At 71.0% G+C, this 26,384-nt stretch carries 26 protein-coding genes; 19 read left to right on the top strand and 7 right to left on the bottom strand.

Annotation, left to right across the window (positions count from 1 at the left end; all coding sequences use genetic code 11):
* Positions 1 to 3 precede the first annotated feature (3 nt).
* On the top strand, positions 4 to 1,260 hold the full coding sequence (locus tag AC27IY_RS27985) for an MFS transporter (RefSeq protein ID WP_487179737.1): 1,257 nt from the start codon (positions 4 to 6) through the stop codon (positions 1,258 to 1,260).
* Positions 1,261 to 1,348: 88 nt separating this feature from the next.
* A complete protein-coding gene (locus AC27IY_RS27980; protein WP_487179736.1) occupies positions 1,349 to 2,020 on the top strand; it encodes a hypothetical protein in 672 nt (223 codons plus the stop codon).
* Between the two features lie 6 nt (positions 2,021 to 2,026).
* Here AC27IY_RS27980 and AC27IY_RS27975 read toward each other — a convergent pair whose 3' ends face one another.
* Positions 2,027 to 2,662: a UdgX family uracil-DNA binding protein gene (locus AC27IY_RS27975; protein ID WP_344217818.1), complete on the bottom strand. Its 636-nt coding sequence runs from the start codon at positions 2,660 to 2,662 to the stop codon at positions 2,027 to 2,029.
* Between the two features lie 87 nt (positions 2,663 to 2,749).
* Between AC27IY_RS27975 and AC27IY_RS27970 the strand changes: the two genes are divergently transcribed.
* From AC27IY_RS27970 to AC27IY_RS27955, 4 genes are all read left to right on the top strand, one after another.
* Entirely contained in the window at positions 2,750 to 3,457 is a 708-nt protein-coding gene (locus AC27IY_RS27970) for an iron-dependent transcriptional repressor DtxR (RefSeq protein ID WP_350776288.1), read from the top strand.
* A 123-nt stretch (positions 3,458 to 3,580) separates the two neighbouring features.
* Positions 3,581 to 5,806, top strand: a complete 2,226-nt coding sequence (locus AC27IY_RS27965) for an ATP-binding SpoIIE family protein phosphatase (protein WP_364463030.1) — start codon at positions 3,581 to 3,583, stop codon at positions 5,804 to 5,806.
* A gap of 16 nt (positions 5,807 to 5,822) precedes the next feature.
* Positions 5,823 to 6,611 carry an alpha/beta fold hydrolase gene (locus AC27IY_RS27960; protein WP_449946514.1) on the top strand — a complete coding sequence of 263 codons (789 nt, stop codon included), beginning with the start codon at positions 5,823 to 5,825 and terminating at the stop codon, positions 6,609 to 6,611.
* 12 nt (positions 6,612 to 6,623) lie between these two features.
* Positions 6,624 to 7,046, top strand: coding sequence for a MarR family winged helix-turn-helix transcriptional regulator (locus AC27IY_RS27955; RefSeq protein WP_371251266.1), 423 nt, complete (start codon positions 6,624 to 6,626; stop codon positions 7,044 to 7,046).
* Here the strand turns inward: AC27IY_RS27955 and AC27IY_RS27950 are convergent.
* Together AC27IY_RS27950 and AC27IY_RS27945 are read right to left on the bottom strand one after the other, a co-directional pair.
* On the bottom strand, positions 7,043 to 7,207 hold the full coding sequence (locus AC27IY_RS27950; RefSeq protein ID WP_177240627.1) for a hypothetical protein: 165 nt from the start codon (positions 7,205 to 7,207) through the stop codon (positions 7,043 to 7,045). The two genes, AC27IY_RS27955 and AC27IY_RS27950, sit on opposite strands and share 4 nt — an antisense overlap.
* Positions 7,208 to 7,261: 54 nt before the next feature.
* The gene (locus AC27IY_RS27945) at positions 7,262 to 8,407 is read right to left on the bottom strand and encodes an acyl-CoA dehydrogenase family protein (RefSeq protein WP_487179735.1); all 1,146 of its coding nucleotides are present in this window, start codon (positions 8,405 to 8,407) and stop codon (positions 7,262 to 7,264) included.
* 203 nt (positions 8,408 to 8,610) lie between these two features.
* Here AC27IY_RS27945 and AC27IY_RS27940 point away from each other — a divergent pair, with 203 nt between their 5' ends.
* The 6 genes from AC27IY_RS27940 (at position 8,611) to AC27IY_RS27915 (ending at position 14,460) form a co-directional block, all read left to right on the top strand.
* Entirely contained in the window at positions 8,611 to 9,969 is a 1,359-nt protein-coding gene (locus tag AC27IY_RS27940) for a hypothetical protein (RefSeq protein ID WP_487179734.1), read from the top strand.
* Positions 9,969 to 10,757, top strand: coding sequence for a class F sortase (locus tag AC27IY_RS27935; RefSeq protein WP_371251263.1), 789 nt, complete (start codon positions 9,969 to 9,971; stop codon positions 10,755 to 10,757). The genes AC27IY_RS27940 and AC27IY_RS27935 overlap by 1 nt, the downstream gene beginning before the upstream one ends.
* Before the next feature lie 129 nt (positions 10,758 to 10,886).
* The gene (locus AC27IY_RS27930) at positions 10,887 to 11,765 is read left to right on the top strand and encodes a hypothetical protein (protein ID WP_487179733.1); all 879 of its coding nucleotides are present in this window, start codon (positions 10,887 to 10,889) and stop codon (positions 11,763 to 11,765) included.
* A 5-nt stretch (positions 11,766 to 11,770) separates the two neighbouring features.
* Entirely contained in the window at positions 11,771 to 12,541 is a 771-nt protein-coding gene (locus AC27IY_RS27925; RefSeq protein WP_364463048.1) for a class F sortase, read from the top strand.
* A gap of 47 nt (positions 12,542 to 12,588) precedes the next feature.
* Complete coding sequence (locus AC27IY_RS27920) at positions 12,589 to 13,242, top strand: hypothetical protein (RefSeq protein ID WP_344217798.1); 654 nt, start codon at positions 12,589 to 12,591, stop codon at positions 13,240 to 13,242.
* A 72-nt stretch (positions 13,243 to 13,314) separates the two neighbouring features.
* Complete coding sequence (locus tag AC27IY_RS27915; RefSeq protein WP_329585644.1) at positions 13,315 to 14,460, top strand: acetyl-CoA C-acetyltransferase; 1,146 nt, start codon at positions 13,315 to 13,317, stop codon at positions 14,458 to 14,460.
* A 62-nt stretch (positions 14,461 to 14,522) separates the two neighbouring features.
* On the opposite strand, the gene AC27IY_RS27910 is transcribed toward AC27IY_RS27915, so the two are convergent.
* Positions 14,523 to 14,876 carry a MerR family transcriptional regulator gene (locus AC27IY_RS27910; protein WP_344217795.1) on the bottom strand — a complete coding sequence of 118 codons (354 nt, stop codon included), beginning with the start codon at positions 14,874 to 14,876 and terminating at the stop codon, positions 14,523 to 14,525.
* 58 nt (positions 14,877 to 14,934) lie between these two features.
* Here AC27IY_RS27910 and AC27IY_RS27905 point away from each other — a divergent pair, with 58 nt between their 5' ends.
* The gene (locus AC27IY_RS27905; RefSeq protein ID WP_487179732.1) at positions 14,935 to 16,128 is read left to right on the top strand and encodes an MFS transporter; all 1,194 of its coding nucleotides are present in this window, start codon (positions 14,935 to 14,937) and stop codon (positions 16,126 to 16,128) included.
* Here AC27IY_RS27905 and AC27IY_RS27900 read toward each other — a convergent pair.
* The gene (locus AC27IY_RS27900) at positions 16,082 to 17,470 is read right to left on the bottom strand and encodes a serine hydrolase domain-containing protein (RefSeq protein WP_449946500.1); all 1,389 of its coding nucleotides are present in this window, start codon (positions 17,468 to 17,470) and stop codon (positions 16,082 to 16,084) included. The two genes, AC27IY_RS27905 and AC27IY_RS27900, sit on opposite strands and share 47 nt — an antisense overlap.
* Before the next feature lie 135 nt (positions 17,471 to 17,605).
* On the opposite strand from AC27IY_RS27900, the gene AC27IY_RS27895 reads away from it, so the two are divergent.
* The 4 genes from AC27IY_RS27895 (at position 17,606) to AC27IY_RS27880 (ending at position 22,774) form a co-directional block, all read left to right on the top strand.
* Complete coding sequence (locus AC27IY_RS27895) at positions 17,606 to 19,477, top strand: acyl-CoA dehydrogenase family protein (RefSeq protein ID WP_449946498.1); 1,872 nt, start codon at positions 17,606 to 17,608, stop codon at positions 19,475 to 19,477.
* Positions 19,478 to 19,699: 222 nt separating this feature from the next.
* A complete protein-coding gene (locus AC27IY_RS27890; protein WP_423451017.1) occupies positions 19,700 to 20,968 on the top strand; it encodes an extracellular solute-binding protein in 1,269 nt (422 codons plus the stop codon).
* A 79-nt stretch (positions 20,969 to 21,047) separates the two neighbouring features.
* Positions 21,048 to 21,932, top strand: a complete 885-nt coding sequence (locus tag AC27IY_RS27885; protein WP_344217787.1) for a carbohydrate ABC transporter permease — start codon at positions 21,048 to 21,050, stop codon at positions 21,930 to 21,932.
* Positions 21,932 to 22,774 carry a carbohydrate ABC transporter permease gene (locus tag AC27IY_RS27880; RefSeq protein ID WP_423477537.1) on the top strand — a complete coding sequence of 281 codons (843 nt, stop codon included), beginning with the start codon at positions 21,932 to 21,934 and terminating at the stop codon, positions 22,772 to 22,774. The genes AC27IY_RS27885 and AC27IY_RS27880 overlap by 1 nt, the downstream gene beginning before the upstream one ends.
* A gap of 37 nt (positions 22,775 to 22,811) precedes the next feature.
* On the opposite strand, the gene AC27IY_RS27875 is transcribed toward AC27IY_RS27880, so the two are convergent.
* Positions 22,812 to 23,549 carry a class I SAM-dependent methyltransferase gene (locus AC27IY_RS27875; protein ID WP_364463064.1) on the bottom strand — a complete coding sequence of 246 codons (738 nt, stop codon included), beginning with the start codon at positions 23,547 to 23,549 and terminating at the stop codon, positions 22,812 to 22,814.
* A gap of 126 nt (positions 23,550 to 23,675) precedes the next feature.
* Between AC27IY_RS27875 and AC27IY_RS27870 the strand changes: the two genes are divergently transcribed.
* Both AC27IY_RS27870 and AC27IY_RS27865 read left to right on the top strand, forming a co-directional pair.
* Entirely contained in the window at positions 23,676 to 24,215 is a 540-nt protein-coding gene (locus AC27IY_RS27870; RefSeq protein WP_344217783.1) for an RNA polymerase sigma factor, read from the top strand.
* Positions 24,202 to 25,125: a hypothetical protein gene (locus tag AC27IY_RS27865; RefSeq protein WP_487179731.1), complete on the top strand. Its 924-nt coding sequence runs from the start codon at positions 24,202 to 24,204 to the stop codon at positions 25,123 to 25,125. Before AC27IY_RS27870 ends, AC27IY_RS27865 begins: the two co-directional genes overlap by 14 nt.
* Here the strand turns inward: AC27IY_RS27865 and AC27IY_RS27860 are convergent.
* Positions 25,114 to 26,136 (bottom strand): adenosine deaminase, encoded by a 1,023-nt coding sequence (locus AC27IY_RS27860; RefSeq protein ID WP_423451015.1) that lies wholly within the window; start codon positions 26,134 to 26,136, stop codon positions 25,114 to 25,116. The genes AC27IY_RS27865 and AC27IY_RS27860 overlap by 12 nt on opposite strands.
* Positions 26,137 to 26,384 lie beyond the last annotated feature (248 nt).

Raw genomic sequence — 26,384 nt, 5'->3', positions numbered from 1 at the left:
TAAGTGGCATTCGGGGACTTGATCAAGCGTCATCTCGTGGACACCCGGCCGCTCGGCGTGCCCGCCTACCGGCGGATCTGGCTCGGCCAGGCGGTCTCGCACGTAGGGGTCGGGGTCACCGTCGTCGCGGTCGGCAAGCAGGTCTACGACATCACGGGGTCCTCGTTCTGGGTCGGGCTGCTCGGCCTGGCCAACCTGGTCCCGCTCATCGTCTTCGGGCTGTGGGGCGGGGCCGTGGCCGACGCCGTCGACCGGCGCAAGCTGCTGCTCGCCGGATCGGCCGTGGCCTGGACGGCGACGCTGTTCATCCTCGTCCAGGCGCTGGTCGGGCTCGACAACGTCTACGTGATCTTCGCCGCGGTCGCGGTGAACGCCACCGGGTTCGCCATCACCGGGCCGACCCGGGGCGCGATCATCCCCCGCATCCTGCGGCCGGAGCTGGTCCCCGCGGCCAACGCGCTCAACTCGCTGGTCTACAGCATCGGCGCGGTGATCGGGCCGATGCTCGGCGGCCTGCTGCTCGTGGGCGGCGGGTACGCGGCCGCCTACGCCGTGGACGCCCTCCTCTTCACCGCCGGCCTCTACGCGGCCTTCAAGCTCCCCGCGCTGCCCCCGCTGGGCGAGGTGACCCGGCCGGGGGCGCGGGCGGTGCTGGAAGGGCTCGCCTTCATCATGCGCAGCCCCGTGCTGCTCATGTCGTTCGTCGTGGACATCATCGCCATGGTCTTCGCCCTGCCCAGGGCGCTCTTCCCCGAGGCGGCCGACCTGTGGTTCGGCGGCTCGGCGCTCGCGCTCGGCTGGCTCAACGCGGCCATGGCCATCGGCTCCGTCGTCGGCGCGCTGTTCTCCGGCTGGGTCGGCCGGGTGCGGCGGCAGGGCGTCGCGCTGGTCGTCGTCATCGCCGTGTGGGGGCTCGCCGTCGCCGCCGCGGGGATGACCGGGAACCTGTGGCTGGTGGTGACGTTCATGGCCGTCGGCGGGGTGGCCGACGTCATCTCCTCGGTGTGGCGGCAGTCGATACTCCAGCTCTACGCGCCGGACGAGATGCGCGGGCGGATGCAGGGCGCGTTCATGGTGGTGGTGGCCGGCGGGCCGCGCCTCGGCGACCTGCGGGCCGGCGCGACCGCCACGATGCTCGGGCTGAGCGGCGCCTGGGTGGGCGGCGGCCTCGCCTGCGCGGCCGTGGTGCTCGTCGTCGGGCTGTCGGTCGCGGGCTTCCGCAACTACCGCGCCGACCTGATGGCCGAACGGGCGGGCTAGCGCCCTGGCCCAAGAGAGCCACAAGTGGATCGCAAGCCGCCGCCTCCAAGATCGCTGCGTACGTTACGAGCAACGATGTGGAGTGACCATGAGAAAGAACGGCAGAGCAGCGCGCGGTGTGTTGTTGTCGGTCGGTGTGACGGCCGGTCTGCTCGTCGGCAGCGGAACGGTCGCGGCCGTCTCCGCCGCCGTGGACAGCGGGGAGATCACGGCCTGTGCGGGCGCGGACAACGTGCTGCGCCTGGCCTCTTCCGCCACCTGTGCCGAAGGGGAGAAGGCGGTCTCCTGGAACGCCGTCGGGCCGCAGGGTCCGGCGGGCCCCGCCGGTCCCGGTGCCGGCGAGACCTACCAGTCTGTTCCGAGAGCGGGCCTCGCCTACGACGTCAGCGGTGCGCCGGACCCCGTACCGGCGACGGCCGGGATGCTGAACCTGCCGGCGGGCGCGTACGTGCTCAGCGTCGACCTGAGAGTCAGGCAGGCATCGCCGCAGGAGCCGCAGATGATGTTCGACGCCGAATGCGGCCTGGAGCTTCCCGCCTCGAAGATTCGTGGCTCGGTCGCGGTCGAGGTGGCCGCGGGCCGATCGGAGTCGATGTCCTTCACCAGGACCATCACCCTCACCAGCCCGACCACGATCTCCTTGAAGTGCGTCGCGGCCGGTTCCAGGACCGGGGCGAGCGGCATCAGGGTGAGCTTCGACCGGCAGTACCTGACGGCGACCCGCGTTTCCGGCGTCACCCAGACCCCCTGGCCCCGCTAGCAGGCGCTAGGCGACCTCCGCCGCCGCGCGGAGGTCGGACAGGAAGCCCGCGTACGCGGCCTCCCGGTCGGGGGCGCGCAGCACGGCGGACGGGTGGATCGTCGCCACCGCCAGCCGGTCGCCGAGCGGCACCGCCTCGCCCCGGTGCCGCGTCACCCGGAACGCGGCGCCGAGCAGCGAGCGCGCCGCCGTCGCGCCGAGCACCACGACCACGCGCGGCTCCACCGCGGCCAGCTCGGCCTCCAGCCACGGCCGGCAGGCGGTGATCTCGCCGGCCGTCGGCTTCTGGTGGATGCGCCGCTTGCCGCGCGGCACCCAGGAGAAGTGCTTGACGGCGTTGGTGACGTACACGTCGTCGCGGGCGATGCCCGCCTCCTCCAGCCCTCTGTCCAGGACGCGGCCCGCCGGGCCCACGAACGGGTGCCCCTGCCGGTCCTCCTGGTCGCCTGGCTGCTCGCCCACGAGCATGAAGGCCGCCTTCCCCGGCCCCTCGCCGAACACCGTCTGCGTGGCGTCGCGGTAGAGATCGCAGCCCTCGCAACGGGCCGCCGCCGCGCGCAGCGAGGCGAGGTCGAGCCGGTCGGGAAGGAAGTCGCCCGCGCCGTTGTTGCCGTCCTTGACCATCGTCGGTCGTTCTCCCAATAGGGTTCCCTGCGTGACCTACGTGCCCGAGGCGGACGGGCTCAGTCCCCGCCACGACCGACGTAACATTCAGTTGGGAGGACTGCCTTGACCGCACACGGCCTGATCGACACGACGGAGATGTACCTCCGCACGATTTACGAGCTCGAGGAGGAGGGCATCGTCCCGCTGCGTGCCCGCATCGCCGAGCGCCTGCAGCAGAGCGGCCCCACCGTGAGCCAGACCGTCGCCCGCATGGAGCGCGACGGCCTCGTCCGGGTCGAGGGCGACCGCCACCTCGCGATGACCGACCTGGGCCGCCAGCTCGCCACCCGCGTGATGCGCAAGCACCGCCTCGCCGAATGCCTGCTCACCCAGGTCATCGGCCTGCCGTGGGAAGAGGTCCACGTCGAGGCGTGCCGCTGGGAGCACGTGATGTCGGAGTCGGTGGAGGCCCGGCTGGTGACCCTGCTCGACAACCCCACCGTGTGCCCGCACGGCAACCCCATCCCCGGTCTGGCGGAGCTCGGCGCCAAGGAGCCGGCCGAGGCCGCTCCCGACGGGCTCACGTCGATGAGCGACATCGCGGTGGGCCCCATGGGCGTGCCCGTGGTGGTGCGGCGAATTAGCGAACAAGTGCAAAGTGATCCCGCTGTGATGCTTAAACTCAAGCAAGTTGGGATACAACCCGGACGCGAGGTCACGCTCGCGGCGAGCGACGACGGTGTGCGGGTGACAGGTGACGGTGACGCGAACGACAATCCCGCGGAGCTTCCGCGTGATGTTGCCGCGCACGTTTTTGTCTCCAAGCGCTGACGTGCGCGCAGCGGCTTGGTTGAATCCCTTCTGGGAGGCCCTCCACTCTCCCCAGACCAAGACTGTTGCAGGAGCGCTCGTGGTTCGCTGTGCATGCTCGCCACCCCGAGGAGTGGTCTTCGGATGAAGCGTTGGGGGGATCTGTCACAGGACGGGGTTGATCATCTCGCCGCCGGGTCCGTTCTCGACCATGCCGAGATGGCGGTGGTCGTCACCGACCGTTTCAGCAATCTCCTCTACTGGAACCCCTTCGCCGAGAAGCTCTTCGGCCGGCCGGGCCCCGCTTCGCCGGGCGACACCTCGGTCCTGTCCCTCGGGATCATGGAGAAGGACCACCCGCAGGCGATCGAGCTGGCCAAGCACGTGCTCAAGGGCGGGGTGTGGGAGGGCACCTTCGACGTCAAGCGCGGCGACGGCACCATCGTCTACGTCCGCGCCCAGGCCGTGCCGCTGCGCCACACCTCCGGAGCCGTCACCGGCATCGTGATCACCGCCCGCGAGGCCCTGCGCAGCAACGAGCGCGAGAAGGACCGCTTCGGCCTGCTGGAGCGCATCGGCGAGCGGCTGGCCGGCTCCCTCTACGTCGAGGAGACGCTCAAGCGGGTCGCCGAGATGCTCGTCCCGCAGTTCGCCGACCACTGCTTCATCGAGCTGATGGAGGGCGACCGCCTCGTCCGGCGGGTCGCGCACCACGTGCAGGGGTGGACCCCGCCGTCGGGCACGTGGAAGCCGGTGGGCGCGGAGATCCGCTACCCCATCGGCCACTACGCCGACACCGCGCTGCGCCGCCAGGAGACCATCCTCGTCGAGGACTTCGCCACCAGCAGCTTCCCCTCGCCCAGCGAGGGCAGCGCCCGCCTGTGCGGCGAGATCGGCATGACCTCGGCCATCGTCGCCCCGCTGCTGGTGCGCGGCGAGACCCTGGGCCTGATGTACCTCGGCCTGTCCAACCTCACCGACCGCCGCAGCCCTCATTACGACGCCTTCGACCGTGACTTCGTCGGGGCCATCGCCACCCGGGTCGCGGTCGCGATCGACAACGCGCTGCTGTTCGAGGAGGAGCGGCACACCGCCGAGTCGTTCCAGAAATACCTGCTGCCGCGCGGCGCGATGCCCCGTCTCGACGGCCTGCAGATCGCGGTGCGCTACTTCCCGGCGGCTCCGCTGGCCTCCCACGGGCAGGGCATCCAGACCCAGGTCGGCGGCGACTGGTACGACGTGATCCCGCTGTCGGCCGGCCGGGTCGGCATCGTCATCGGCGACGTCGAGGGCCGGGGCGCCAAGGCGGCGGCCGTCATGGGCCAGCTCAGGGCCGCCCTGCGGGCCTTCGCGCAGGACGACAAGTCGCCCGCCGACATCCTCGCCAGGCTCGACGAGTGGACCCGCATCATCGCCACGCCCGAGCAGGACGACAACGGCGCCGACATCAGCATCCCGCCCATCGTGACCTGCCAATACCTCGTCTACGACGCCTGGTCGCGGCAGCTTTCCTTCGCCAACGCCGGGCACGCCCCGCCGTTGCTGCTGGTCGACGGCCAGTGCGTGGAGCTCGACATCGAGGAGGTCGGCCAGCCGCTCGGCGTCCGCGCCAAGGGCCTGCACGCCGACCTGGTCTACAAGGAGGAGACGCGCACCCTCCCGCCGGGCGCGGCGCTGCTGCTCTACACCGACGGCCTGGTCGACCGGCGGCCCGGCCGCGACGGCCACCCGCCGACCGAGTCCGAGACGCTGGGCGTGCTCTGCGAGAAGCTGTCCAAGCTGTCCGACGCCGACGTCGAGCGGATCGCCGAGACCGCCACGGTCGCGGTGCCCGGCGAGATCGACGACGACATGGCGATCCTGGTGGTCCGCTCCAGCGACGTCGATCTCGACGTCGAGGAGCGCACGTTCCCGGCGCAGCCGATCATGGTCGGCGAGGCGCGGCGGATGGCCGCCGAGGCCTTCTCCGGCTGGAACGTGCCCGAGGAGCGGGCCGAGCTGGCCTGTCTGCTGGTCTCCGAGGTCGTCACCAACGTCGTGCTGCACGCCTCCACCGCCACCGTGCCGCGCAGGGAGCTGTCCGTGGACGGGCCGCCGCTGCCGTTCGAGGAGTCCTGGGACCTGCCGGGCTTCGAGGACGAGGCGATCGGCGACAAGGAGTTCACGCTCCGGCTGCGCAGGGGCGAGGAGGCGGTCTGGGTCGAGGTGTTCGACCAGGACCTGCGCCTGCCGCGGATCCGCAGCGCCGGCGAGAACGACGAGGGCGGACGCGGCCTCTACCTCGTGGACCAGCTTGCTCGGCGTTGGGGCTCGCGTCCTACCAAGGAAGGCAAAGCCGTCTGGTTCGAGATTCCCACCCGCGGCAGGTGAGTGGTCTACTGGCCGCATGGACCTGGCCTTCGAACGGCGGGGCACCGGCGCGCCGCTGATCCTCATCCACGGCATCGGGCACCACTGGCAGGCCTGGCTGCCGGTGCTGGACCGGCTCGCCGCCGCGCGCACGGTCTTCGCCGTGGACCTGCCCGGGTTCGGCGACTCGCCGGGGCTGCCGGAGGGCACCCCGTACACACCGGAGTCGCTGGCGGACGCGGTCGAGTCGTTCTGCGCGCTGCTCGGCATCCGTGAGCCCGCCGTCGCGGGCAACTCGCTCGGCGGCTACCTCGCGCTCGAACTGGCCGCCCGCGGCGTGGTCAGCTCGGCCGTCGCGCTGTCGCCGGCCGGCTTCTGGACCCGTTCGGAGTTCCTGTACGCCCGCACGGTGCTGCGCGCGCTGCGCGCCACGGCCCGCGCCCTGCCGCCCGAGCAGGCCGCCCGCATGGCGGAGGAGCCCGCCTCGCGGGCGCTGTCCGCCGGGGTGCTGGTCGCCCACCCCACGAGGATGGAGCCCACGGCGCTGGTCGCGGCCACGCAGGCGCTGGCCGCCGCGCCCGGCTTCGACGAGACGCTCGCCTCCTTCGAGGGGCTCATGCCGCCCGCGCCGCCGAAATCGCCGATCACCATCGCGTGGGGCGAGCACGACCGGCTGCTGCTGCGCAGGCAGGCGGTCCGCGCCGGGCGGTGGTCGGGGCAGCGGGTCAAGCTGCTGAACGGGTGCGGCCACGTCCCGATGAGCGACGATCCGGCGCTGGTCGCGCGGGTGATCCTGGACGCGATCCAGCCGGTCGTGCCGGGGTAGCATCGCCACCCTATGCACGAGGACAAGGACATCGCCGCCATCGAACGCGCGATGGTCGCCATCAGGCGCAGGCAGCGGCGGCGCGCCCTCGCCGCGGCCGACGGCGCGGGCCCCGAGCACGACGTCCTCGACGTCATCGAGGGCGCCCGCGAGCCGGTCACGGTGACCGGGGTCGCCGAGGCGCTCGGCGTGGACCAGCCGCGGGCGAGCCGGCTGGTGGCCGCCGCCGTGACGGGCGGCCTGGTGCGGCGCGAGGCCGACCAGGCCGACGGCCGGCGCTCGCACCTCGTGCTGACCGACGCCGGGCGGGACGCGCTGGCCCGCGCGCACGAGAGCAGGCAGGCGAGCTTCGCCGAGGCCACGCGGACGTGGACGGCGGCCGAGCGGGCGGAGTTCGCCCGGCTGCTCACCCGGTTCGTGGAAGGGATGCGCTAGACCTTCGTCTGGCCCCAGACGAGCAGCATGGCGATGATGAACACGATCATCACGCCCGCGTAGCCCACGGCTCCCAGGCGGAAGGCCCGGCGCACCCGGTTGAGCAGCCAGGCGAACAGCAACGCCAGGAAGACCAGGAGGATCAGGCCGCCGGATTCCATGCTGTCCAGTATGCGGCGCGGGGCCGGTCCGCGCGCGGCCCCGCGGGCTTCCGGTCAGAAATCGAAGGACCGGCCGATGATCTCCTTCATGATCTCGGTGGTGCCGCCGTAGATCGTCTGCACCCGGCTGTCCAGCCAGGCCCTCGCCACGGGGTACTCCGTCATGTAGCCGTAGCCGCCATGGAGCTGGAGGCAGCGGTCGATGACCTTGTTCTGCAGCTCGGTGGTCCACCACTTGGCCTTGGCCGCGTCCACCGCCGTGAGCTCGCCGGCGTTGAGCGCGAGGATGCACTTGTCGACGTAGGCGCGGGCGATGTCGGTCTCGGTCGCCAGCTCGGCCAGGACGAACCTGGTGTTCTGGAACGAGCCGATGTTGCGGCCGAAGGCCTGGCGGGACCTGCAGTACTCGATGGTCTGCTCCAGCACCGACTCCGCCGAGGCCACGGCCGCCACGGCGATCGACAGGCGCTCCTGGGGCAGGTTGTGCATGAGCTGGAAGAAGCCCTCGCCGTCGTTCGGGCCGAGACGGTTGGCGACGGGGACCCGGACGTTCTCGAAGAACAGCTCGGCGGTGTCCTGGGCCTTCATGCCGACCTTGTCCAGGTTGCGCCCGCGCTGGAAGCCCTCCGTGCCCCGCTCGACCACGATCAGCGTCGTGCCCCTGGCCCTGGCGGCCGGATCGGTCTTGGTGACCACGACCACCAGGTCGGCGTTGATGCCGTTGGTGATGAAGGTCTTCTGGCCGTTGATGACGTAGTGGTCGCCCTCGCGGACCGCGGTCGTCCTGATGCCCTGCAGGTCGCTGCCCGCGCCGGGCTCGCTCATCGCGATCGCGGTGATCAGCTCGCCGCTCACGAAGCCGGGCAGCCAGCGCTGCTTCTGCTCGTCGTTGGTGAGGTCCACGACGTACGGGGCCATGACGTCGTTGTGCAGCGAGAACCCGAGGCCGGACGCGCCGTGCCGGATGATCTCCTCGACGATCACCGCGTTGTAGCGGAAGTCCTTGACGCCCGCGCCGCCGTACTCCTCGGGCACCGAGAACCCGAACATCCCCAGCTCGCCGGCCTGTTTCCAGACCTCGCGCGGGACGATGCCCTCCTTCTCCCACCGCGCGTGATGCGGCACCACCTCGCGGGTCATGAACTCGCGCACCGTCTCACGGAAGAGCAGGTGCTCCTCGTCGAAAAGATCTCTCTCCATACGCCACCTCCAGAACGGGATTCTGTTACTGGACACGGCTTCATCACAAGTGATGGAAGATGGGGCATTCCGCATGTGTTGTCGGTCTTCGCGACTCTAGGATCTACCCTCGGTCTATTTGTGGGTGATCGGAGTCTCCCGTGAGTCGGTTGCGCAAGGCGTTGATCGCCGCATCGGTCGGTTCCGTGGCGGCATTAGGTGCGATGGTGTCGTCGAACCTGCCCGCGTCGGCGGCGCAGGCCGATCTTGAGGTCGAGTACATCTGTAAGCCGACCGGTACGAGCAGCATCGTCAGGCACGGTCCGGTGCGGCTGGTCACCAATCTGACATTCGACACCGACCTCGTCGTGGGCGGCCCACTCAACTACACGTGGAAGCTCCAGTACACCGGTGACGGCAGCCGGTTGCAGTCACCCGGCTACTTCGGGCCGGGCGGAGAGGTTCACGCCATCGGCAACCTCGAGCTCAAGAGCAACTGGGTTGGCATCCTGCAGCCCAAGGGCAGCGCCGATCCGGAGAAGGCCCTGAGGCCTGATGACGAACTCGGCCTGCCTCCCATGCTGAACGACCCCGGCCTCATCGACAAGCCGGGCACTATCAAGATCACCCCGAAGGACATCGACCTCGACTTCACTCCGCCGGACAGCAGTGTGGTCATCAACGACGGTGACGACACCGACAACCCGAGCGACATGCAGATCGTCTACCACGGCACGTGGACGCCCGTGGGAGGCCGCCCGTCCTCCGAGCATCACGTGCACAACGACCTGCACGAGACCACCGAGTTGAACGCCTCCGCTGAGCTGACCTTCGTCGGCACGAGCGTCAAGTACATCGGCCCGACGGACAAGGACGCCGGACCGGTCAACATCTACATCGACGGCATCAAGCGGGCGACGGTGGACCCCTCGCGCGACGGCAACGACGACCCGGTGAACCACGACCTCAACGGCGGCCAGGAGTTGTGGGTCTCGCCCAAGCTGACCTACGGCAAGCATGTGATCAAGGTCGAGAACGCCTCGACCAAGCCTGCCTGGCTGGACGCGTTCGAGGTGTCGACGGCCACCGCGCAGCTTCCGACCGGATTCCACGGTGCGAAGTGCACGCCGGCCAGCCCTCCCGGATCCATCGTGGTCACCGTCGGGGAGAGAGTGACCAGCCCGCCGCCCACGACGAACGAGCCCACGACCACCCCGCCGACCAGCCCGCCGGCGACCAACACCAGCACCGGCACCCCGACGAACACGGCGACCGGCACGAACTCGCCGTCGCCGAGCTCCCAGTACACCCACCCGGGGATCGTGATCGTCGGGCCCGGCGGCACCAGCACCACCACCCCCACCACCTCGACCTCCGCCACCCCGACCGTGACCAAGTACGTCAGGCCGCAGGTGGTCAAGACGCCCAAGGGCGGGGTGAACACCGGTGAGGCGCCGGATCCGCCGGTGGACTCCGGGGCGTACACGTTGATCGCGGGCGGTTCCGCGATGATCATGGGCAGCGCCGCGGGCGGCCTGGTGCTGTGGCGTCGCCGCGCCGCGCACGCCGGAGGTGTGAAGTGATGAGCGAGCAGAAGCAGAAGTCGACTCTCGACAAGGCGATGCCGGGCCTGCTGATCGCGGGCTCGCTGGCCGGGGTGGGCGCCGTCATGGTGGGCCTGCTCTCGCTGGCGCCCACGGTGGACGACGGCTCCGGCCCCGGCGGCCCCCTCGCGGCGGGCCAGCCGTCCACGGTGCAGATCGAGAACGCGGGCGCGTTCGTCCTGCCGCCGACCGTCGGCCCCGGCGGCAAGAGCGGCCTGACCCCGGCCCGCATCGACGCGCCGCCGCCGCTGGCGGCGGTGCCGACCGTGGCCCCGATCCCGGCGGCCAGGACCACGAAGGCCAAGGCCAAGGCGAAGCCGTCGCGGATCAAGATCCCGAAGATCAAGGTGAACGCGCCGGTCGGCCAGGTGACGGTGGACCTCAAGGGCAACCTGGGCACCCCGTCGCTGAGCAAGCCGAACCAGACCGGCTGGTACCGCTTCTCCCCGCTCCCGGGCGAGAACGGCCCGACGGTCATCAACGGGCACGTCAGCACCCGCAAGGGCCCTGCCGTCTTCGCCCGGCTCTCGGAGCTGGTGAAGGGCGACAACATCTACGTGTACCGGTCGGACGGCAAGGTCGCCCGCTACACGGTGAGCGGGATCGAGCAGGTCAGCAAGACGACGTTCCCGACGAAGCGGGTCTACGGCAACACCGAGGGCGCGCAGCTCCGGCTGATCACCTGCGGCGGCGTCTACAACAAGGGAGCGCACAGCTACAAGGACAACATCGTCGTGTACGCCACGCTCTCGAAGAAGAAGGTCTGACCCGGGAGCAACCGGTTTGACGGTTTACGGGAAGTTGACAGGTAGAGTTCGTAAGATCTCTACCTAGCCGAGACCAAGAATTGGAAAACTGGCACACTCCCGCCAACCTGCGCTGAATTGGAGATGGAAGTGCTGACGTCCAAGGCGCGGCGCCGCCTCGCCCTCAAGACATCCGCCATGGCCGTCCTCGGTGCAGGGATCTTCGGTGGGCTGCCGGTGGTGGCCGCGCTGGCCGCCCCGGTCGACGTGGTCTACAACTGCGGACCGGCGGCGGGCGCGAAGTCCTCTCACTGGTTCAACATGGAGCTGAGGACTCCGGCGAGCGCGGTCACGCCCAACGCGACGGTGACCGTCACGTGGGACGTCAAGCCCCCGACCGGGACCCCGTCGCACTCGCCGGCGGCGACCGCCAGCGCGCAGATCACCCCGACCAGCACCATCGTCGCGAGGGGCGCGGTGAACCCCAGCGGCTCGCCGATGCCGTCCACCTCGATCACCGCCAGTGGCGCCGCCGCTCAGTACACGACCATCTCGCCCGGCGCCACCATGCCGGCGGTGGCCATGACGATGGTGATCAAGCCGACGGCGACGGGCACGATCGGCCTCAAGGGCGGCAACTTCGAGCTCCAGGTCAACGGCGACACCTGGTACGAGTGCGAGCCGGGCGCGTCCGGGGGGCCGTCGGCGCAGTTCGTCGTGACGACCGGGGGCACGGGCACGCCGACGGGCACCGGCACCCCCACCAGCACCGGGACCGGCACGCCGACGCCCACGCCCACCACCTCCACCCCCCGGCCGACCAAGACGACCACCGAGATCGTCACCGTCACCCCGTCCAGCAAGCAGTCCACGAGGAAGTCCCAGACCCCGAAGGCGGGCGCCGACACCGGTCTGGGCGGCACGATGGGGCCGGACGGGCGGACGTTCATCCTGGCCGGAACCGCGCTGATCGGCGCCGCCACGGTGGGCGGGCTGCTCATGCGCCGGCGCAACGCGACCAGGGGCTGAGCGCGGTGTCGGGATACCACCCGTACGGCGGCGGACTTCCCGCCCCGCAGCCGCCGCAGCCGGACAAGGGGAGCACGGCGCTCAGGGCGGTGCTGATCGTGGCGGCCATCGCCGGGGTCGTGACGGTCGTGGCCGGGCTGCTGATCGTGCTGGGCTCGCCCGACGAGTACGGCCTGGCCGCGAACAACCGCGACAGCCTGGCGCTGCCGTCCCAGCCGCACGCCGCGGGCAACAACCCGGAGCAGGCGCTCTTCCAGGCCGACCCCGACGCGCCGCCGCCGCTGCCGCAGATCACCCCGGCCCCGCCGATGCTGCCGTCCACCCCGATCCGGGTCGTGATCAAGCGGCTGGGGATCAACGCCCCGGTGAAGACCGTGGGCCTGGCCAAGGACGGCACGATCGAGGTGCCGCCGGCGGACGACCCGAACCTCGTGGGCTGGTACCGCAACATGTCCACGCCGGGCGAGGCGGGCCCGGCCGTGCTGCTCGGGCACAAGGACACCAGGACGCGCAGCGCGGTGTTCAGCAGGCTGCCCGAGATCAAGAACGGCGACACCATCGAGATCAAGCGGCAGGACAAGACCACGGCGGTGTTCACCGTGGGCGGCGTGGAGCAGGCGAACAAGAAGACGTTCCCGACCCAGCGCGTCTACGGGCCGCAGGACAACGCCCAGCTGCATCTGATCACCTGCGGCGGGACCTACGACCGGCGTACCGGTCACTACACCGACAACGTCATCGTCTACGCGACGATGACGAGCTCCTATCGAAGCTGACCGCATAGAGCGGCTCACTGGCAAGCGCGGAGGCGGGCATGGGCTGGATGGCCAAGCGGAGACTGCGTACGGGCCCGACGGCGGTGCTGCCCGCCAAGGTCCAGCCGGCCGAGCTGTTGCGGGTCGTACGGCTGGCCGACCCGGCCGCCCGCCTGGACGGCGACGACGTCGTGGCCACGGACGTACGGGTGTGCGCGCCCGTGGAGGCCGAGCCCGGGCTGACGGGCGGCGTGCTGGAGAAGTCGTGGGCGGTGCGGGTGGCCGGCGAGGGGCCGCTGCCGCTGGACTTCTTCGACCGGTTCCTGGCCGAGGGCATCGCGTTCCGGCTGAAGGGGCTCGCGGTCTGCCGCGGCGAGGTGAGCGACCCGGCCGACGAGGAGGACACGGGCCCCGCGGTCATCGTCCCGGTACGTCCGTCCGCCGAGGAGCTGGCGCCGCTGCTGGAGCCGCAGGAGGACGACGAGTTCACGTTCACGGCGGGGGAGATCCGGGCCGTGCTGGTGCCGCAGAAGGGGCAGCCGCCCGCGGTGGGGGAGCTGTTGCCGTTCGCGACCGAGCTGACCGCGATCGAGCTGCGCGGCGACGAGCCGGCCAAGCTGGGTGCGTTGGCGCTGGAGCTCGCCGACCAGCTCAACGGGCTGGTGGTGGACCGGTGGCGGTTCCGCGTGGATGCCGCGGAGGACCTTCTGCCCCCGGAGTGAGCAGCGCCAGAACGTCGTTCTGTTGTAGGCTGCCCTTAGTAACCGAATAATGCTCGGTTCCCAGGAGGCACTGTGGCAGAGGCGTACATCGTCGGGGCGGTCCGCACCCCGGTCGGCAAGAAGAAGGGCGGTCTTTCCACCGTCCACCCCACTGACCTGGCCGCTCACACGCTGAAGGCGCTCGTCGAGCGCACCGGCGTGGACCCCGCCGCGGTCGAGGACGTCATTCTGGGATGCGTCATGCAGTTCGGCCCCCAGAGCATGGACATCGCCCGTAACGCCTGGCTGTCGGCCGGCCTGCCGGAGACCGTCCCCGGCGTCACCATCGACCGCCAGTGCGGCTCCTCGCAGCAGTCGATCCACTTCGCCGCCCAGGGCGTCATGTCCGGCACGCAGGACCTCGTCGTGGCCGGCGGCGTCGAGTCGATGAGCATCGTCCCCATGGGCTCGTCCATCAAGGCCGCGCTCGACATGGGGATGCCGTTCCCGTTCGGCGAGAAGTGGGTCGAGCGGTACGGCAAGCAGGAGATCTCGCAGTTCCGCGGCGCGGAGCTGATGTGCGAGAAGTGGGGCTACACCCGCGAGGTCCTGGAGCAGTTCGCGCTGGAGTCGCACCAGCGGGCCGCCAAGGCCATCGCGAACGGTTACTTCAAGGAGCAGATCGCCCCGATCAACGGCGTCGAGGACGACGAGGGCCCGCGGGCGGACACCACCCTGGAGAAGATGGGCACCCTCAAGACCCTGAAGGAGGGCGGCCAGATCACCGCGGCCACCTCCTCGCAGATCTCCGACGGCTCGGGCGCCGTGCTCATCGCCTCCGAGCAGGCGGTCAAGGACCACGGGCTGACCCCGCGCGCCCGCATCCACCAGCTCGCGCTCATGGGCGACGACCCGGTCTACATGCTGACCGCGCCGATCCCCGCAACGCAGCGGGCGCTGAAGAAGGCCGGCATGTCGATCGACCAGATCGACGTCGTGGAGATCAACGAGGCGTTCGCCCCGGTGCCGCTGGCCTGGATGCACGAGCTCGGGGCCGACCCCGCCAAGGTCAACCCCAACGGCGGCGCCATCGCGCTCGGCCACCCCCTGGGCGGCACCGGCGCGATCCTGATGACCAAGCTCCTGCACGAGCTGGAGCGCACGGGCGGCCGCTACGGCCTGCAGACGATGTGCGAGGGCGGCGGCCAGGCCAACGTCACGATCATCGAGCGGCTCTAGGAGCTGGTGAAAGAGGCGGAGCGCCGTCTCCTCGGCCGACGAGGAGGCGGCGCTTCCGCATGTCACACGCGGGACGCCGCGATCACCCGGTCGAGGGCGTCGCGGGACTCGCTCAGGTCCGCCATCGCCCGGTCGATGCGCTCGCGCTCGCCGCGTAGCTGCCCGACGACGTCCCGGCAGGTGGGGGCCAGCACCTCGCCCTCGGGCTCCAGGCAGGGCAGCACGGTCGCGATCGTCGAGGTGGACAGGCCCGCCGAGAGCAGGCAGCGGATGCGGCGCACGGTCTCCACGTGGGCCTCCGTGTAGACGCGGTAGCCGCTGGGAAGGCGCTCCGGGGCCAGCAGGCCCTGCTCCTCGTAGTAGCGCAGCAGCCGCTCGCTCACGCCGGTGCGCCGGACCAGCTCGCCGATCCGCATGTGATCTCCCTCACCGCCGATTGACTCTCACATCCATGTGAGACTTTAGCGTACCCGCATGAAACAGGGACTTTTCGTGCCGGCCATGCTCATGGTGAGCGTCTTCGTGGTCGGCACCTCCGAGTATCTGATCGCCGGGTTGCTGCCGCAGGTGGCCGCCGACTTGGACGTCACGCTTTCCACGGCCGGGCACGCGGTGACGGCGTACGCGCTGGGCGTCGTGGCCGGCGGGCCGCTGGTGACGATCGCGACGGTCCGGCTGCCGCGCAAGGGGCTGGCGCTGGGGCTGCTGGTGCTGTTCGCGGCGGGCAACGCGATCTGCGCGGTCGCCGGGTCGTACGGACTGCTGATCGCGGGCCGGGTGGTCGCCTCGCTCAGCCACGCAGCCTTCCTGACGCTGGCGCTCATGCTGACCGTACGGGCGGTCGCGCCGGAGCGGGTCGGGACGGCCATCGCGGTCGTCGGCTCAGGGTTCTCGGCGGCGACCCTGCTGGGCGTGCCGGTCGGCGTGCTGGTGGGGGACGGGGCCGGGTGGCGGGCGCCGTTCGCGGGACTCGCGGTGCTGGCGCTGGCCGCCGTCGTGCTGCTGGCCGTGGTGCTGCCACGGGAGGCCGCGCCGGACACCAGCGTCGCGGCCGAGCTGCGGACGATGCTGCGCCGGCCGGTGCCGGTCGTGATCGCGACCACCGCCGTGGGGCTGGCCGCCACCTCGACCGTGTACACCTACCTCGCGCCCGCGCTGTCGCGGATCACCGGGTTCGCGCCGGCGGCGGTGTCGGCGCTGCTGCTGGTGTACGGCGTGGGCGGCCTGGCGGGCGGCCTGGTCGCGGGACGGCTGGCCGACCGGTCGCTGCCGGCCACGGTGCGCGGGACGTTCGCCGGGCTCGCGGTGGTGCTGGCGCTGTTCCCGTTCGCGCTGGGGTGGCCGGTGGCGGCCGTGGCCGTGGTGCTCGCGTTCGGCCTGCTGACCTCCGCCACGACGCCGGTGCTGCAGAGCCTGCTGCTGCGGCACGCGGGCGGCGCGCCGACGCTGGCGGTGTCGGTGAACGTGTGCGCGTTCAACATCGGCATCGCGGCCGGCTCCGCGCTCGGTGGCGGCCTGGTCGCGGCGGACGGCCTGCGGTGGCTCGGGCTCGCCGCCGCCGCGCTCGCCCTGGCCGCGCTGGCCGTGAGCTACGCGGCCGTCCCGGCGGCCCGCCGTCAGGTCAGCGCGGCCGGCGGTTCCGTAGCGCGAGCACGCGGGCGAGCGTGACGGCGGCTCCCGCGAGGGCCGTCACCAGCAACGTGATCGACAGCGGCGCCGCGAAGTACGTGAGCTGCGCCCACGTGACGGTCCTGCCGTTCATGAGGAACGACACCCAGTCGGGGTAGGTCGCCAGCACCACGGCCGGCAGCAGGGCGGGCAGCAGCCGGAGCGCGTACCAGCGGCGGGGCCTGGCCGCCCAGCGGCGGGCGCGAAGCACCCCCAGCGCGCCGAGCCCGGCCGCCACGAGCGCGACCGCGGCCAGGATGCCGTCGTAGAGCCGCCGGTCGGCGCCCGGCGGCTCGGGCACGCGGCCCTCGCTCAGCGCCGTCAGCCCCTGCATGATCGTGTACGTGTCGTCCTGCAAGGCCGCGCTGTTGCTCATCACCGCGAAGCCGTAACCGGTGCGCGGCGAGAGGGCGGCCACCGCCGTGTACGTGAACAGGTTCCCGGAATGCACGAGCTGCCCGGACTCTTCCTCCACGCCCCAGCCCATCCCGTACGGGCGGACCGCGGCGGGCGTGTGCATGGTCTCCAGGCTCCGCTTCCCGACCACCGGACGGCCGTCCCCGGACTGGGCGATGAGCCACTTGCCCATGTCGTTCGCCGTGGTGACGACGCCGCCCGAGCCGCTGCCGTTGAGGAAGGCGGGCAGCTCGGGGCGCGGCAGCCAGGCCCCGTAGACGGAGTTGTAGCCGTCGGCGGGGCGGACCACCTGGTCGCTGACGGCGCTGGTGGTCATGCCGAGCGGGCCGAAGACCCGATCCCGCAGGTACGAGCCGAAGTCCCGGCCCCCGGCCACCTCCACCAGCCGGGCGGCGAGGTCGTAGTTGACGTTGCAGTACTCCCAGCGGGTGCCCGGCTCGGCCCGCAGCCGCCCGCCGGACAGCCGGGCGGTGTAGTCGGCCAGCGTGGTCGTCTCCTCCAGGGCGTTGACGTCGACCGTGGTGTCCGACAGGCCGGAGGTCTGGTTGAGCAGCTGGCGCACGGTGACGCGGGCGGCGCGCGGGTCGGCCATCCGGAAGCCGGGGAGCTGCGCGGCGACCGGGTCGTCCAGCCGGATCTTGCCGCGCTCGACGAGCGTCATGACCGCCGTCGCGGTGAACGCCTTGCTCACCGAGGCCACCCGCATCGGCGTGTCGGCGGTGACCGCGTGGCCCTCGGAGTCGTGGCCGTACCCGGCGGCGTGCACGACCTGCCCGTCGTGGGTCACGACCACCGACACGCCCGGCAGGCCGGTGGTGGCGACGGCGTCGCGCACGTACGCGTCCACGGAGGCGGGAGTCAGGGCGGGAGCGGGGGCCGGGAAGAGGGCGCCCGCCGCGAACAGGCTGATCAGGAGCGATTTCACATCACGAAACCTAGGGAAGGAGCAACCCCCTCCGGATCTGCCGTCCGGTCACCGGCACCCCTGACGAAAGTCGGGTCTCATCTGAGAAAGAGGGCATATAACCGGCACCGGGACGGCGTGACGTCTGGAGGCGCGATGACGCAGCACACCAGGTACGAGGAGTCCAGAGCGGTCGGCGAGCAGGCCCGCGAGCAGGAGTGGACCCGGCCCAGCTTCGGCAAGCAGCTCTTCCTCGGCGACTTCCGGCTGGAGCTGGTCCATCCGGCGCCCGCCCTGCCCGACGAGGCCGCCAAGCGGGGGGAGGAGTTCGTCCGGGCGGTCCGCCGGTTCCTGGACGGGCACGTCGATCCCGCGCTCATCGAGCGGACCGGGCAGATCCCGGACGACGTGGTCAAGGGCCTGGCCGGGCTGGGCGCGTTCGGCATCACGATCGGCGAGGAGTACGGCGGGCTCGGCCTGCCCTACCTGTACTACTGCCGGGCCCTCATGCTCGTCGGCTCGTACTGCCCTGCGCTGGCCACGCTGCTGTCGGCGCACCAGTCGATCGGGGTGCCGCAGCCGCTGAAGCTGTTCGGCACCGAGGAGCAGAAGCGCGCGTTCCTGCCGCGCTGCGCGAGGGGCGAGATCTCGGCGTTCCTGCTGACCGAGCCCGACGTGGGCTCCGACCCGGCCCGCCTGGCGACCACCGCCGTCCGCGACGGTGACGACTACGTGCTCGACGGCGTCAAGCTGTGGACGACGAACGGCGTCATCGCCGACCTGCTCGTGGTCATGGCGCGGACCGGGAAGAAGATCAGCGCGTTCGTGGTCGAGGCCGACTCGCCGGGCATCACGGTCAGGCGGCGCAACACGTTCATGGGCCTGCGCGGCATCGAGAACGGCGTCACCGAGTTCAAGCAGGTCAGAGTGCCCGCGGGGAACCTGATCGGACGCGAGGGCGACGGGCTGCGGATCGCGCTCACCACCCTGAACACCGGCCGGCTCTCCCTGCCCGCCACCTGCGCGGGCAACGCCAAGTGGGCGGTGCGGATCGCCCGCGAGTGGAGCAACGCCCGGGTGCAGTGGGGCCACGCCATCGGCCGGCACGAGGCCGTGGCCACGAAGATCGCCTTCATCGCGGCCACCGCCTACGCGCTGGAGGCCGTCATGGAGCTCAACTGCCGCCTGGCCGACGACAAACGCAACGACATCAGGATCGAGGCCGCGCTCGGCAAGCTGTACGCCTCGGAGATGGGCTACCGGGTGCTGGACGAGCTGGTCCAGATCAGGGGCGGGCGCGGCTACGAGAGCGCGGAGTCGCTGGCCGCGCGCGGCGAGCGCGGCGTGCCCGCCGAGCAGATGCTCCGCGACGCCAGGATCAACCGCATCTTCGAGGGCTCCACCGAGATCATGCACCTGGCGATCACCCGCGAGGCCGTGGACGCCCACCTGTCGGCCGCCGGCGAGCTGATCAACCCGGACGCCTCCCGCCAGGAACGCGCCGCGGCGGTCAAGCGGGCCGGCCGCTTCTACGCCGGCTGGCTGCCCACGCTGGTCGCCGGCGCGGGCACCCTGCCCGGCGGGTACGCCGCCTTCGGCCCCCTCGCCGCCCACCTCCGTTTCGTGGAGCGGACCAGCAGGAAGCTCGCCCGGTCCACCTTCTACGCGATGTCCCGCTGGCAGGGCAGGCTGGAGCACCGGCAGGCGTTCCTCGGGCGGGTCGTGGACATCGGGGCGGAGCTGCTCGCCATGACCGCCGTCTGCGTCAAGGCCGAGAGCGACTCCGCCGATCTCGGGCGGCGGCCGTACGAGCTGGCCGACACCTTCTGCCACCAGGCGAGACGCCGGGTGGACACGCTGCTCGACCGGCTCTGGGACAACACCGACGCCCGGGACGTCCGGCTGGCCGGGTACGTGCTGGACGGCCGCTACGACTTCGTCGAGGAAGGCGTGCTCGACCCGTCCATCGACGGGCCGTGGATCGGCGCGCCCGAGGGCGGCGAGAACGTCCGGCGGAAGATCACCTGACATCTGGTCTAGACCGGTTGTGCGCAGCCGTCGCGATGACTGTTGTCGAACCGCAATAGACCGGTATAGACCGGGTGGGGAACGCTCGCTTACGCTGGCGCAAACACGGAGGGCTTCCGGGTCATCGCAGTGCCTCCGTGAGCTCATCCCCCTGGGCGGGGTCCGACCACTGGTACGGACCAGCGTCACCCGTCCGACGAGAAGGCGGTATCTCCAGTGAACATGAAGCTTGTGGGCGGCGCCGCTCTCAGCCTTGCCACGCTGCTGGTCCTGACCAGCTGCGGCTCGGGCGACGGCGGCAGCGGCAACGGCAGCGGCGACCAGGCGTCCTCCGGCGGCGAGGTCACGCTCAAGATGGTCGCCGCCGACTACGGCGACGGGCCGGGCAAGCCGAACTCGGGCGAGACGTTCTGGAAGGGCGTCGTGGACGAGTTCCAGGCCGCGAACCCCGGCATCAAGGTCGACGTCCAGGTCATCAACTGGAACGACATCGACAAGCAGGTCGCCACCATGGTCCAGAACGGCCAGGTGCCCGACATCCTGCAGACCGGCGACTACTCCGGCTTCGTCAAGGACGGGCTGCTCTACAAGACCGACGAGGTCCTCTCCCCGAACGTCTCCGGCGACCTGCTGCAGAAGTTCGCCGACTTCGGCAAGGTGGACGGCACCGGGTACGGCATCCCGTTCGTCTCCTCCGCCCGCGCCATGTTCTACAACAAGGACCTGTTCAGCAAGGCCGGCATCAGCGAGCCCCCCAAGACCTGGGACGAGCTCAAGGCCGCCGCCGAGAAGCTGAAGGCGGCCGGCGTGACCCAGCCGTTCGGCCTGCCCCTCGGCCAGGAGGAGGCCCAGGGCGAGTCGTTCCTGTGGATGCTCGGCAACGGCGGCGGCTACAAGGACGCCTCCGGCAAGTGGGCCATCAACTCCCCGCAGAACGTCGAGACCTTCACGTACATGAAGGGCCTGGTCGACGCCGGCCTGACCACCCCCAACCCCGGCACCAAGGACCGCAAGACGGTCTGGGAGGACTTCGGCGCCGGCAAGGTCGGTATGGTCAACGGCGGCCCCATGTCGATCCCGATCTTCGACGCGGCCGGACTGAAGAACTACGGCGTCGCGCCCATCCCCGGCAAGAGCGGGCCGCTCGACACCACGCTCGGCGTCATGGACTGGATCATGGCGTTCAACAAGAACGGCCACGCCGCCGAGATCAAGAAGTTCTTCGACTTCTTCTACACCGGCAACGCCGCGCAGAAGATCTCCGACACCTACAAGCTGCTGCCGGTCACCAACGGCGGCATCGAGAAGCTGTCGGGCGACGAGAAGCTGAAGCCGTTCCTGGACGCGCTGCCCAACGCCAGCTTCTACCCCTTCCAGGACCCGAAGTGGGCCGAGGTGAACCCGGCGATCAAGCAGACCATCGGCGGCGCCGTCAAGGAGGACCCGGCCAAGGTCCTCGGCGAGCTGCAGAAGGTCGCCGAGGCGGGCTGATCACGGTGGCCGGCCCGGCGTCCGTGACGGGCGCCGGGCCGCCTCCCGTGACGACACTGTCCCACGTGGAAGGTTCTGCATGAGAAGGTTGCGCGCCCTCGAACCCCTCGCCTGGGTCGGGCCGGCCGTGGTGCTCATCGCGGTGGTCGTGCTCTGGCCGGTGATCGAGATGATCCGGTCGTCGTTCCTCAAGATCAGCCGGTTCGGCGTGGTCCAGGGCGGCAACGGGCTGGCGAACTACGAGAAGCTCTTCAACGAGAAGGACTTCGCGGACATCATGGTCCGCAGCGTGATCTGGGTGGTCGCGGTCGTCGTGCTCACCGTGCTGGTCTCGCTGGCCCTCGCCCAGCTGTTCAACCAGCGCTTCCCGCTGCGCAAGGTTGCCCGCTGGGCGCTCATCGCGCCCTGGGCGGCGTCCGTGCTGATGACGGCGATCATCTTCAAGTGGATGCTCGACCCCGAAGTGGGCGTCATCAACCAGATCCGCCTCAAACTCGGGCTCATCGACGCGATGGGCGGCGCGGCGGCCGACCAGCTCGGCGACGCCTCCACGGCCATGCCGTGGCTGGTGTTCGTGGCCGTGTTCGTGTCGGTGCCGTTCACCACGTACGCGCTGCTCGCCGGCCTCGCCACCATCCCCGGCGACGTCTACGAGGCGGCCAGGATGGACGGGGCGGGGCGGCTGCGTACGTACTGGTCGATCACGCTGCCGCTGCTGCGCCCCGCGCTCACCGTGGCCGCGCTGATCAACGTGATGAACGTCTTCAACAGCTTCCCGATCATCTGGGCCATGACCCACGGGCAGCCCGGCTACTCCACGGCCACCTCGACGATCCTCATGTTCATTCTCAAGAGCTCCGACATCGGCGAGTCGGCCGCCATGTCCGTGGTCAACTTCGGCATGGTCGTCGTGCTGACCGTGATCTTCCTGCGGGTGTCGCGGTGGAACAAGGAGGTGGCGTGATGGCTGGCCGTGGCGCCGTCGTGCGCACCATGCCCAGGCTCAAGACCGTGCTCGTCGCGGCCGCCGCCTACGTCGTGGCGCTGATCTTCCTGTTCCCGTACGTGGTGATGCTGCTCACCTCGCTGCGGAGCCAGGACTCGCTGCGGGACGTGACGTTCTGGCCCGACGAGTGGGTGTGGTCGAACCTCGCCGGCTTCTGGAGCAGCGGCCTGGCGGGCAACCTCTGGGTCACGATCAAGGTGGCCGCCGGCTCCACCGTGCTGGTGCTCCTGGTGGCGCTGCCCGCGGCGTACTACTCGGCCCGGCACCGCTTCAGGGGACGGACCGCGTTCCTGATCCTGGTGCTGATCACCCAGATGTTCCAGCCCACGGCCATGCTGGTCGGCATCTACCGCGAGTTCTACCAGTTCGGGCTGGTGGACTCGATCTGGTCGCTGATCCTGGTCAACGGCGGGTTCAACCTGGCGTTCGCGGTGTGGATCCTGAACGCGTACTTCGCCTCGATCCCTCGGGAGCTGGAGGAGGCGGCGTTCATCGACGGCAACGGGCGCTTCGGCGCGCTGTTCCGCATCACGATGCCGCTCGCCATGCCCGGGGTCATCACGGCACTGATCTTCACGTTCATCGCGGCGTGGAACGAGTTCGTGGTCGCGCTCACGCTGACCACGACGCCCGACAGGCAGCCGCTCACCGTGGCGCTGAACTCCTTCATCGGGCAGTACCAGGTGGACTGGCAGAACCTGTTCGCCGGTTCGGTGATCGCCACGATCCCGGTGATCATCCTGTTCGCGCTGATCGAGCGCAAGGTCGTCGGCGGCCTGACCGCCGGATCGATCAAGTGAGGCGCGGGGGAGGCCCACCGGCCTCCCCCGGCCGCCCTCAGCTCTGGGGGACGCGCGCCACGCAGAAGACCGTCTGGCCGAACGGCGGACGGAAGAACCGCTCGATGAGCCGCGTCAGCGGCACCACCGTGCGGTCGTAGATCTTGACCAGGCGCGGGTCGGGATAGCCGACGCCGCCCCGGCGCACCGCCGCCCACCAGGCGATGCCGCCCAGGAAGTTGATCGGCTTGAGCACCTCGACGTCCAGGCCCGCCCGCGCGACCGTGGCGCCCAGCGTCTTCGGCGTGTAGCGCTGGACGTGGCCGACCTTGCGGTCGAAGTCGCCGTAGAGCTGGGGGTAGCCCGGCACCCAGATGATGATCCGGCCACCCGGCAGCGTCACCCGCGCCAGCGAGCGCAGCGCCTCGGCGTCGTCCTCGATGTGCTCCAGGACGTTCATCAGCACGACGGTGTCGACCTTGTCCTCCAGCGGGATGTCGGTCGGCAGGCCGAACTGCAGCACGTCGATCTCGTCGCGCCCCGCGAAGCGCTTCTCCAGCTGCTCGACGCAGTAGGGGTCGAAGTCGCTGACCACGAGCCGGTCGAGGCGCGGCAGGAACTGCTCGGCGAAGTGCCCGAGACCCGAACCGATCTCCAGCATCGAGCGGCCCACATGCGGGGCGACCATGTCGAACTCGTACTGCCGGTAGTTCTTGGCCTCGTCCCCACCGAGGTGGTTCTCCAGGGCCTCGTCACCGGCCGCCGGTTGCACTACACGGTCATACCCAGAAGACATAGTCCCGTTCCTTCAAGGGAGCACACGGATTGCCCGAGTCTAATGCCCCGATCAGCGGCAGGGGTCACGCGATCCGATGGACGCTCTTCCCTGCTGGCCCTGGTTTGCGGTGGAATCTGACTCGTCATGGACGACGACGAGGCGATCGCGCGCTCGCTCGACGGTGACCTGAACGCCTATGAGGCTCTGGTCGCCCGCTACAGCGCGCTCGCTCACCGTACCGCGTACCTGCTCGGCGCGGGAGACGAAGCCGAGGACGTGGTGCAGGAGGCGTTCGTCAAGGCGTTCCGGCACCTGCCGGGCTTCCGGCGGGAGTCGCCCTTCCGGCCGTGGCTGCTGCGGATCGTGGCCAACGAGACGCACAACCTGACCCGGTCACGGGGGCGGCGCGCGGAGCTGGCGCTCCGGCTGGGCGCGGCCGCCGACGAGCGGGCGCCCGACGACCCCGAGGGGGCCGCCGTCGCCACCGACCGCCGCGCCCGGCTGCTGGCCGCCGTCCGGTCACTGCCCGAACGGGAACGCCAGGCCGTGGTGTGCCGGTACTTCTTACAGCTGACGGAGGCGGAGACGGCCCAGGTGCTGGACTGTCCGCTGGGCACCGTCAAGTCCAGCACCCACCGGGGGCTGGCGCGGCTGAGGGAGGAGGTGGGCAATGAACTCGCATGACCCGAGCGACCCGGACACTCCGGACACGCTGGAGGCCGAACTGCTCGCCCTCGGCGCCCTGCTCGACGTGCCCACCCCCACACCCGCCAGCGACATGGCCGCCACCGTCCGCACCCGCCTCACCCAATCCGACCCCGGCGTATCCGCCCGACCGGACCCCGACGTGCCCGTCTCACCGGACCCTGGTGCGCCTGCCCGGCCGGACCCCGACGTGTCCGCCTCACCGGACCCCGGCGCGTCCGCCCCATCCCGCCCCGATGTGCCCGCTGCTCCGGCCGATCCAGTGCGGGAGGCCCACGGGTCGCGGCGGCCGGGTGGGCGGCGGAGGCGGCGGTGGGTGGTCGTGGTGGCCGTGGTGGCGGTGGTCGTGGCCATCACCGCCGCAACCCCGCAGGGCCGGGCCGCCGTGGTGAAGATCCTCCGCTTCGCGGGTGTCGAGCTGCGGGTCTCCGACACCCCGCCCACGCCGCTCACCACCACCGCGCCGCTCCCAGGCGAGCGCACCGTGGCCCCGGAGGAGCTGCCGGCCCTGGCCCGCTTCCCGGTACGCACCCCCACCCGCCTGGGCCCCCCGCAGACGGCGACGGTCTCCGACGGCGGCCGGGTGGTGTCGATGTTCTGGCCGGACGGCATCCGCCTCGACCAGTTCGACGGCGAGATGAGCCCGTACTTCTTCAAACAGCTCGGCCCCCCGTTCCCCACGCACGTCGAGCTCGACGGCGGCGCCGCGGAGGGCTGGTGGCTCGGCGGCGAGCACCCGCTCGGCTACCTCCGCCGCGCGGACGGCACGGCCGTGCCGCTCCGCCAGGCGGCGCCCACCCTCATCTGGACGAGCGGCGGCGTCAACCACCGCCTGGAGGGCGTACGCACCGCGCGCGAGGCCGCCGAGATCGCCGCATCACTCCGGTGACGCGGTGAGCCAGTCGTCGACGCCCTTCAGCAGCTCCTTGCGCACCGCCTCGGGCGCCGCCGACGAGCGCACCGACTGCCGCGCCAGCTCGGCGAGCTCGGCGTCGGAGAAGCCGTACTCGTCCCTGGCCAGCTCGTACTGCCGCAGCAGCCGGTCGCCGAACAGCAGCGGGTCGTCGGCCCCCAGCGCGATCGGCACCCCCGCGTCGAACAGCCGCCGCAGCGGCACGTCGGCGGCCCGCTCGGCCACCCCCAGCCCGACGTTGGAGGTCGGGCAGACCTCGCAGCAGATCTGCCGGTCGGCCAGGCGGCTCATGAGCCAGTCGTCCTCGGCCGACCGCACGCCGTGCCCGACCCGGTCGGCCCCCAGGTCGTCCACGCACTGCTGGACGCTGCGCGGCCCCAGCAGCTCGCCGCCGTGCGGCACGGCCAGCAGCCCGCCCCGCTTGGCGATCCTGAAGGCGCGCTCGAAGTCGCGGGCCTCGCCCCGGCGCTCGTCGTTGGACAGCCCGAAGCCGATGACCCCGTGGTCGCGGTACTGGAGGGCGAGCCTGGCCAGCGTGTTGGCGTCCAGCGGGTGCCTGGTCCGGTTCGCGGCCACGATCACCGCGATGCCGACGCCGGAGTGCTCGGCGGCCTGGCGCACGGCGTCCAGCATCAGCTCCAGCGTGGCCGTCAGCCCGCCGAACCGCTGGGCGTAGCCGGACGGGTCCACCTGGATCTCCAGCCAGCGCGACCCGGCCTCCGCCTCGTCCTCGGCGGTCTCGCGCAGCAGCCGGTAGACGTGCTCCGGGCGGGTCAGGACGGATCGGGCGATATCGTACAGCCGCTGGAACCTGAACCAGCCGCGCTCGTCGGTGGCCCGCAGCTTGGGCGGCCAGTCCTGCTCCAGCGCGTCGGGCAGGTGCAGCCCCTGATCCCTGGCCAGCTCGATCAGCGTGGCGTGCCGCATGGAGCCGGTGAAGTGCAGGTGAAGATGTGCTTTGGGGAGCGTGACCAGGGACTTCGGCATCTCCTCATCTTGCCACCGGCGTCGCCATCGGTTGGCTCAAAAGAGGGGTAGGAGGCGGGCCGAGCAGGGGATCATCGGGGAATGATCCCCGAGGGGCGCGTGTACGGGCAGGAACCCGCGGACGGAACCGCGGACGCGGGCGGGCAGAGCAGGCGGGCGGCGCTCGCGGCGCTGGCGTTCGCCGCGACCGCGGTGGCCATCTACGGGCTGTTCGCGTCGGGCTTCGGGCGAGTGCGCCCGCCCGACCC

The sequence above is a fragment of the Nonomuraea sp. B208 genome (assembly GCF_057536035.1).
This window is presented reverse-complemented; position numbering and strand designations above follow the sequence as displayed.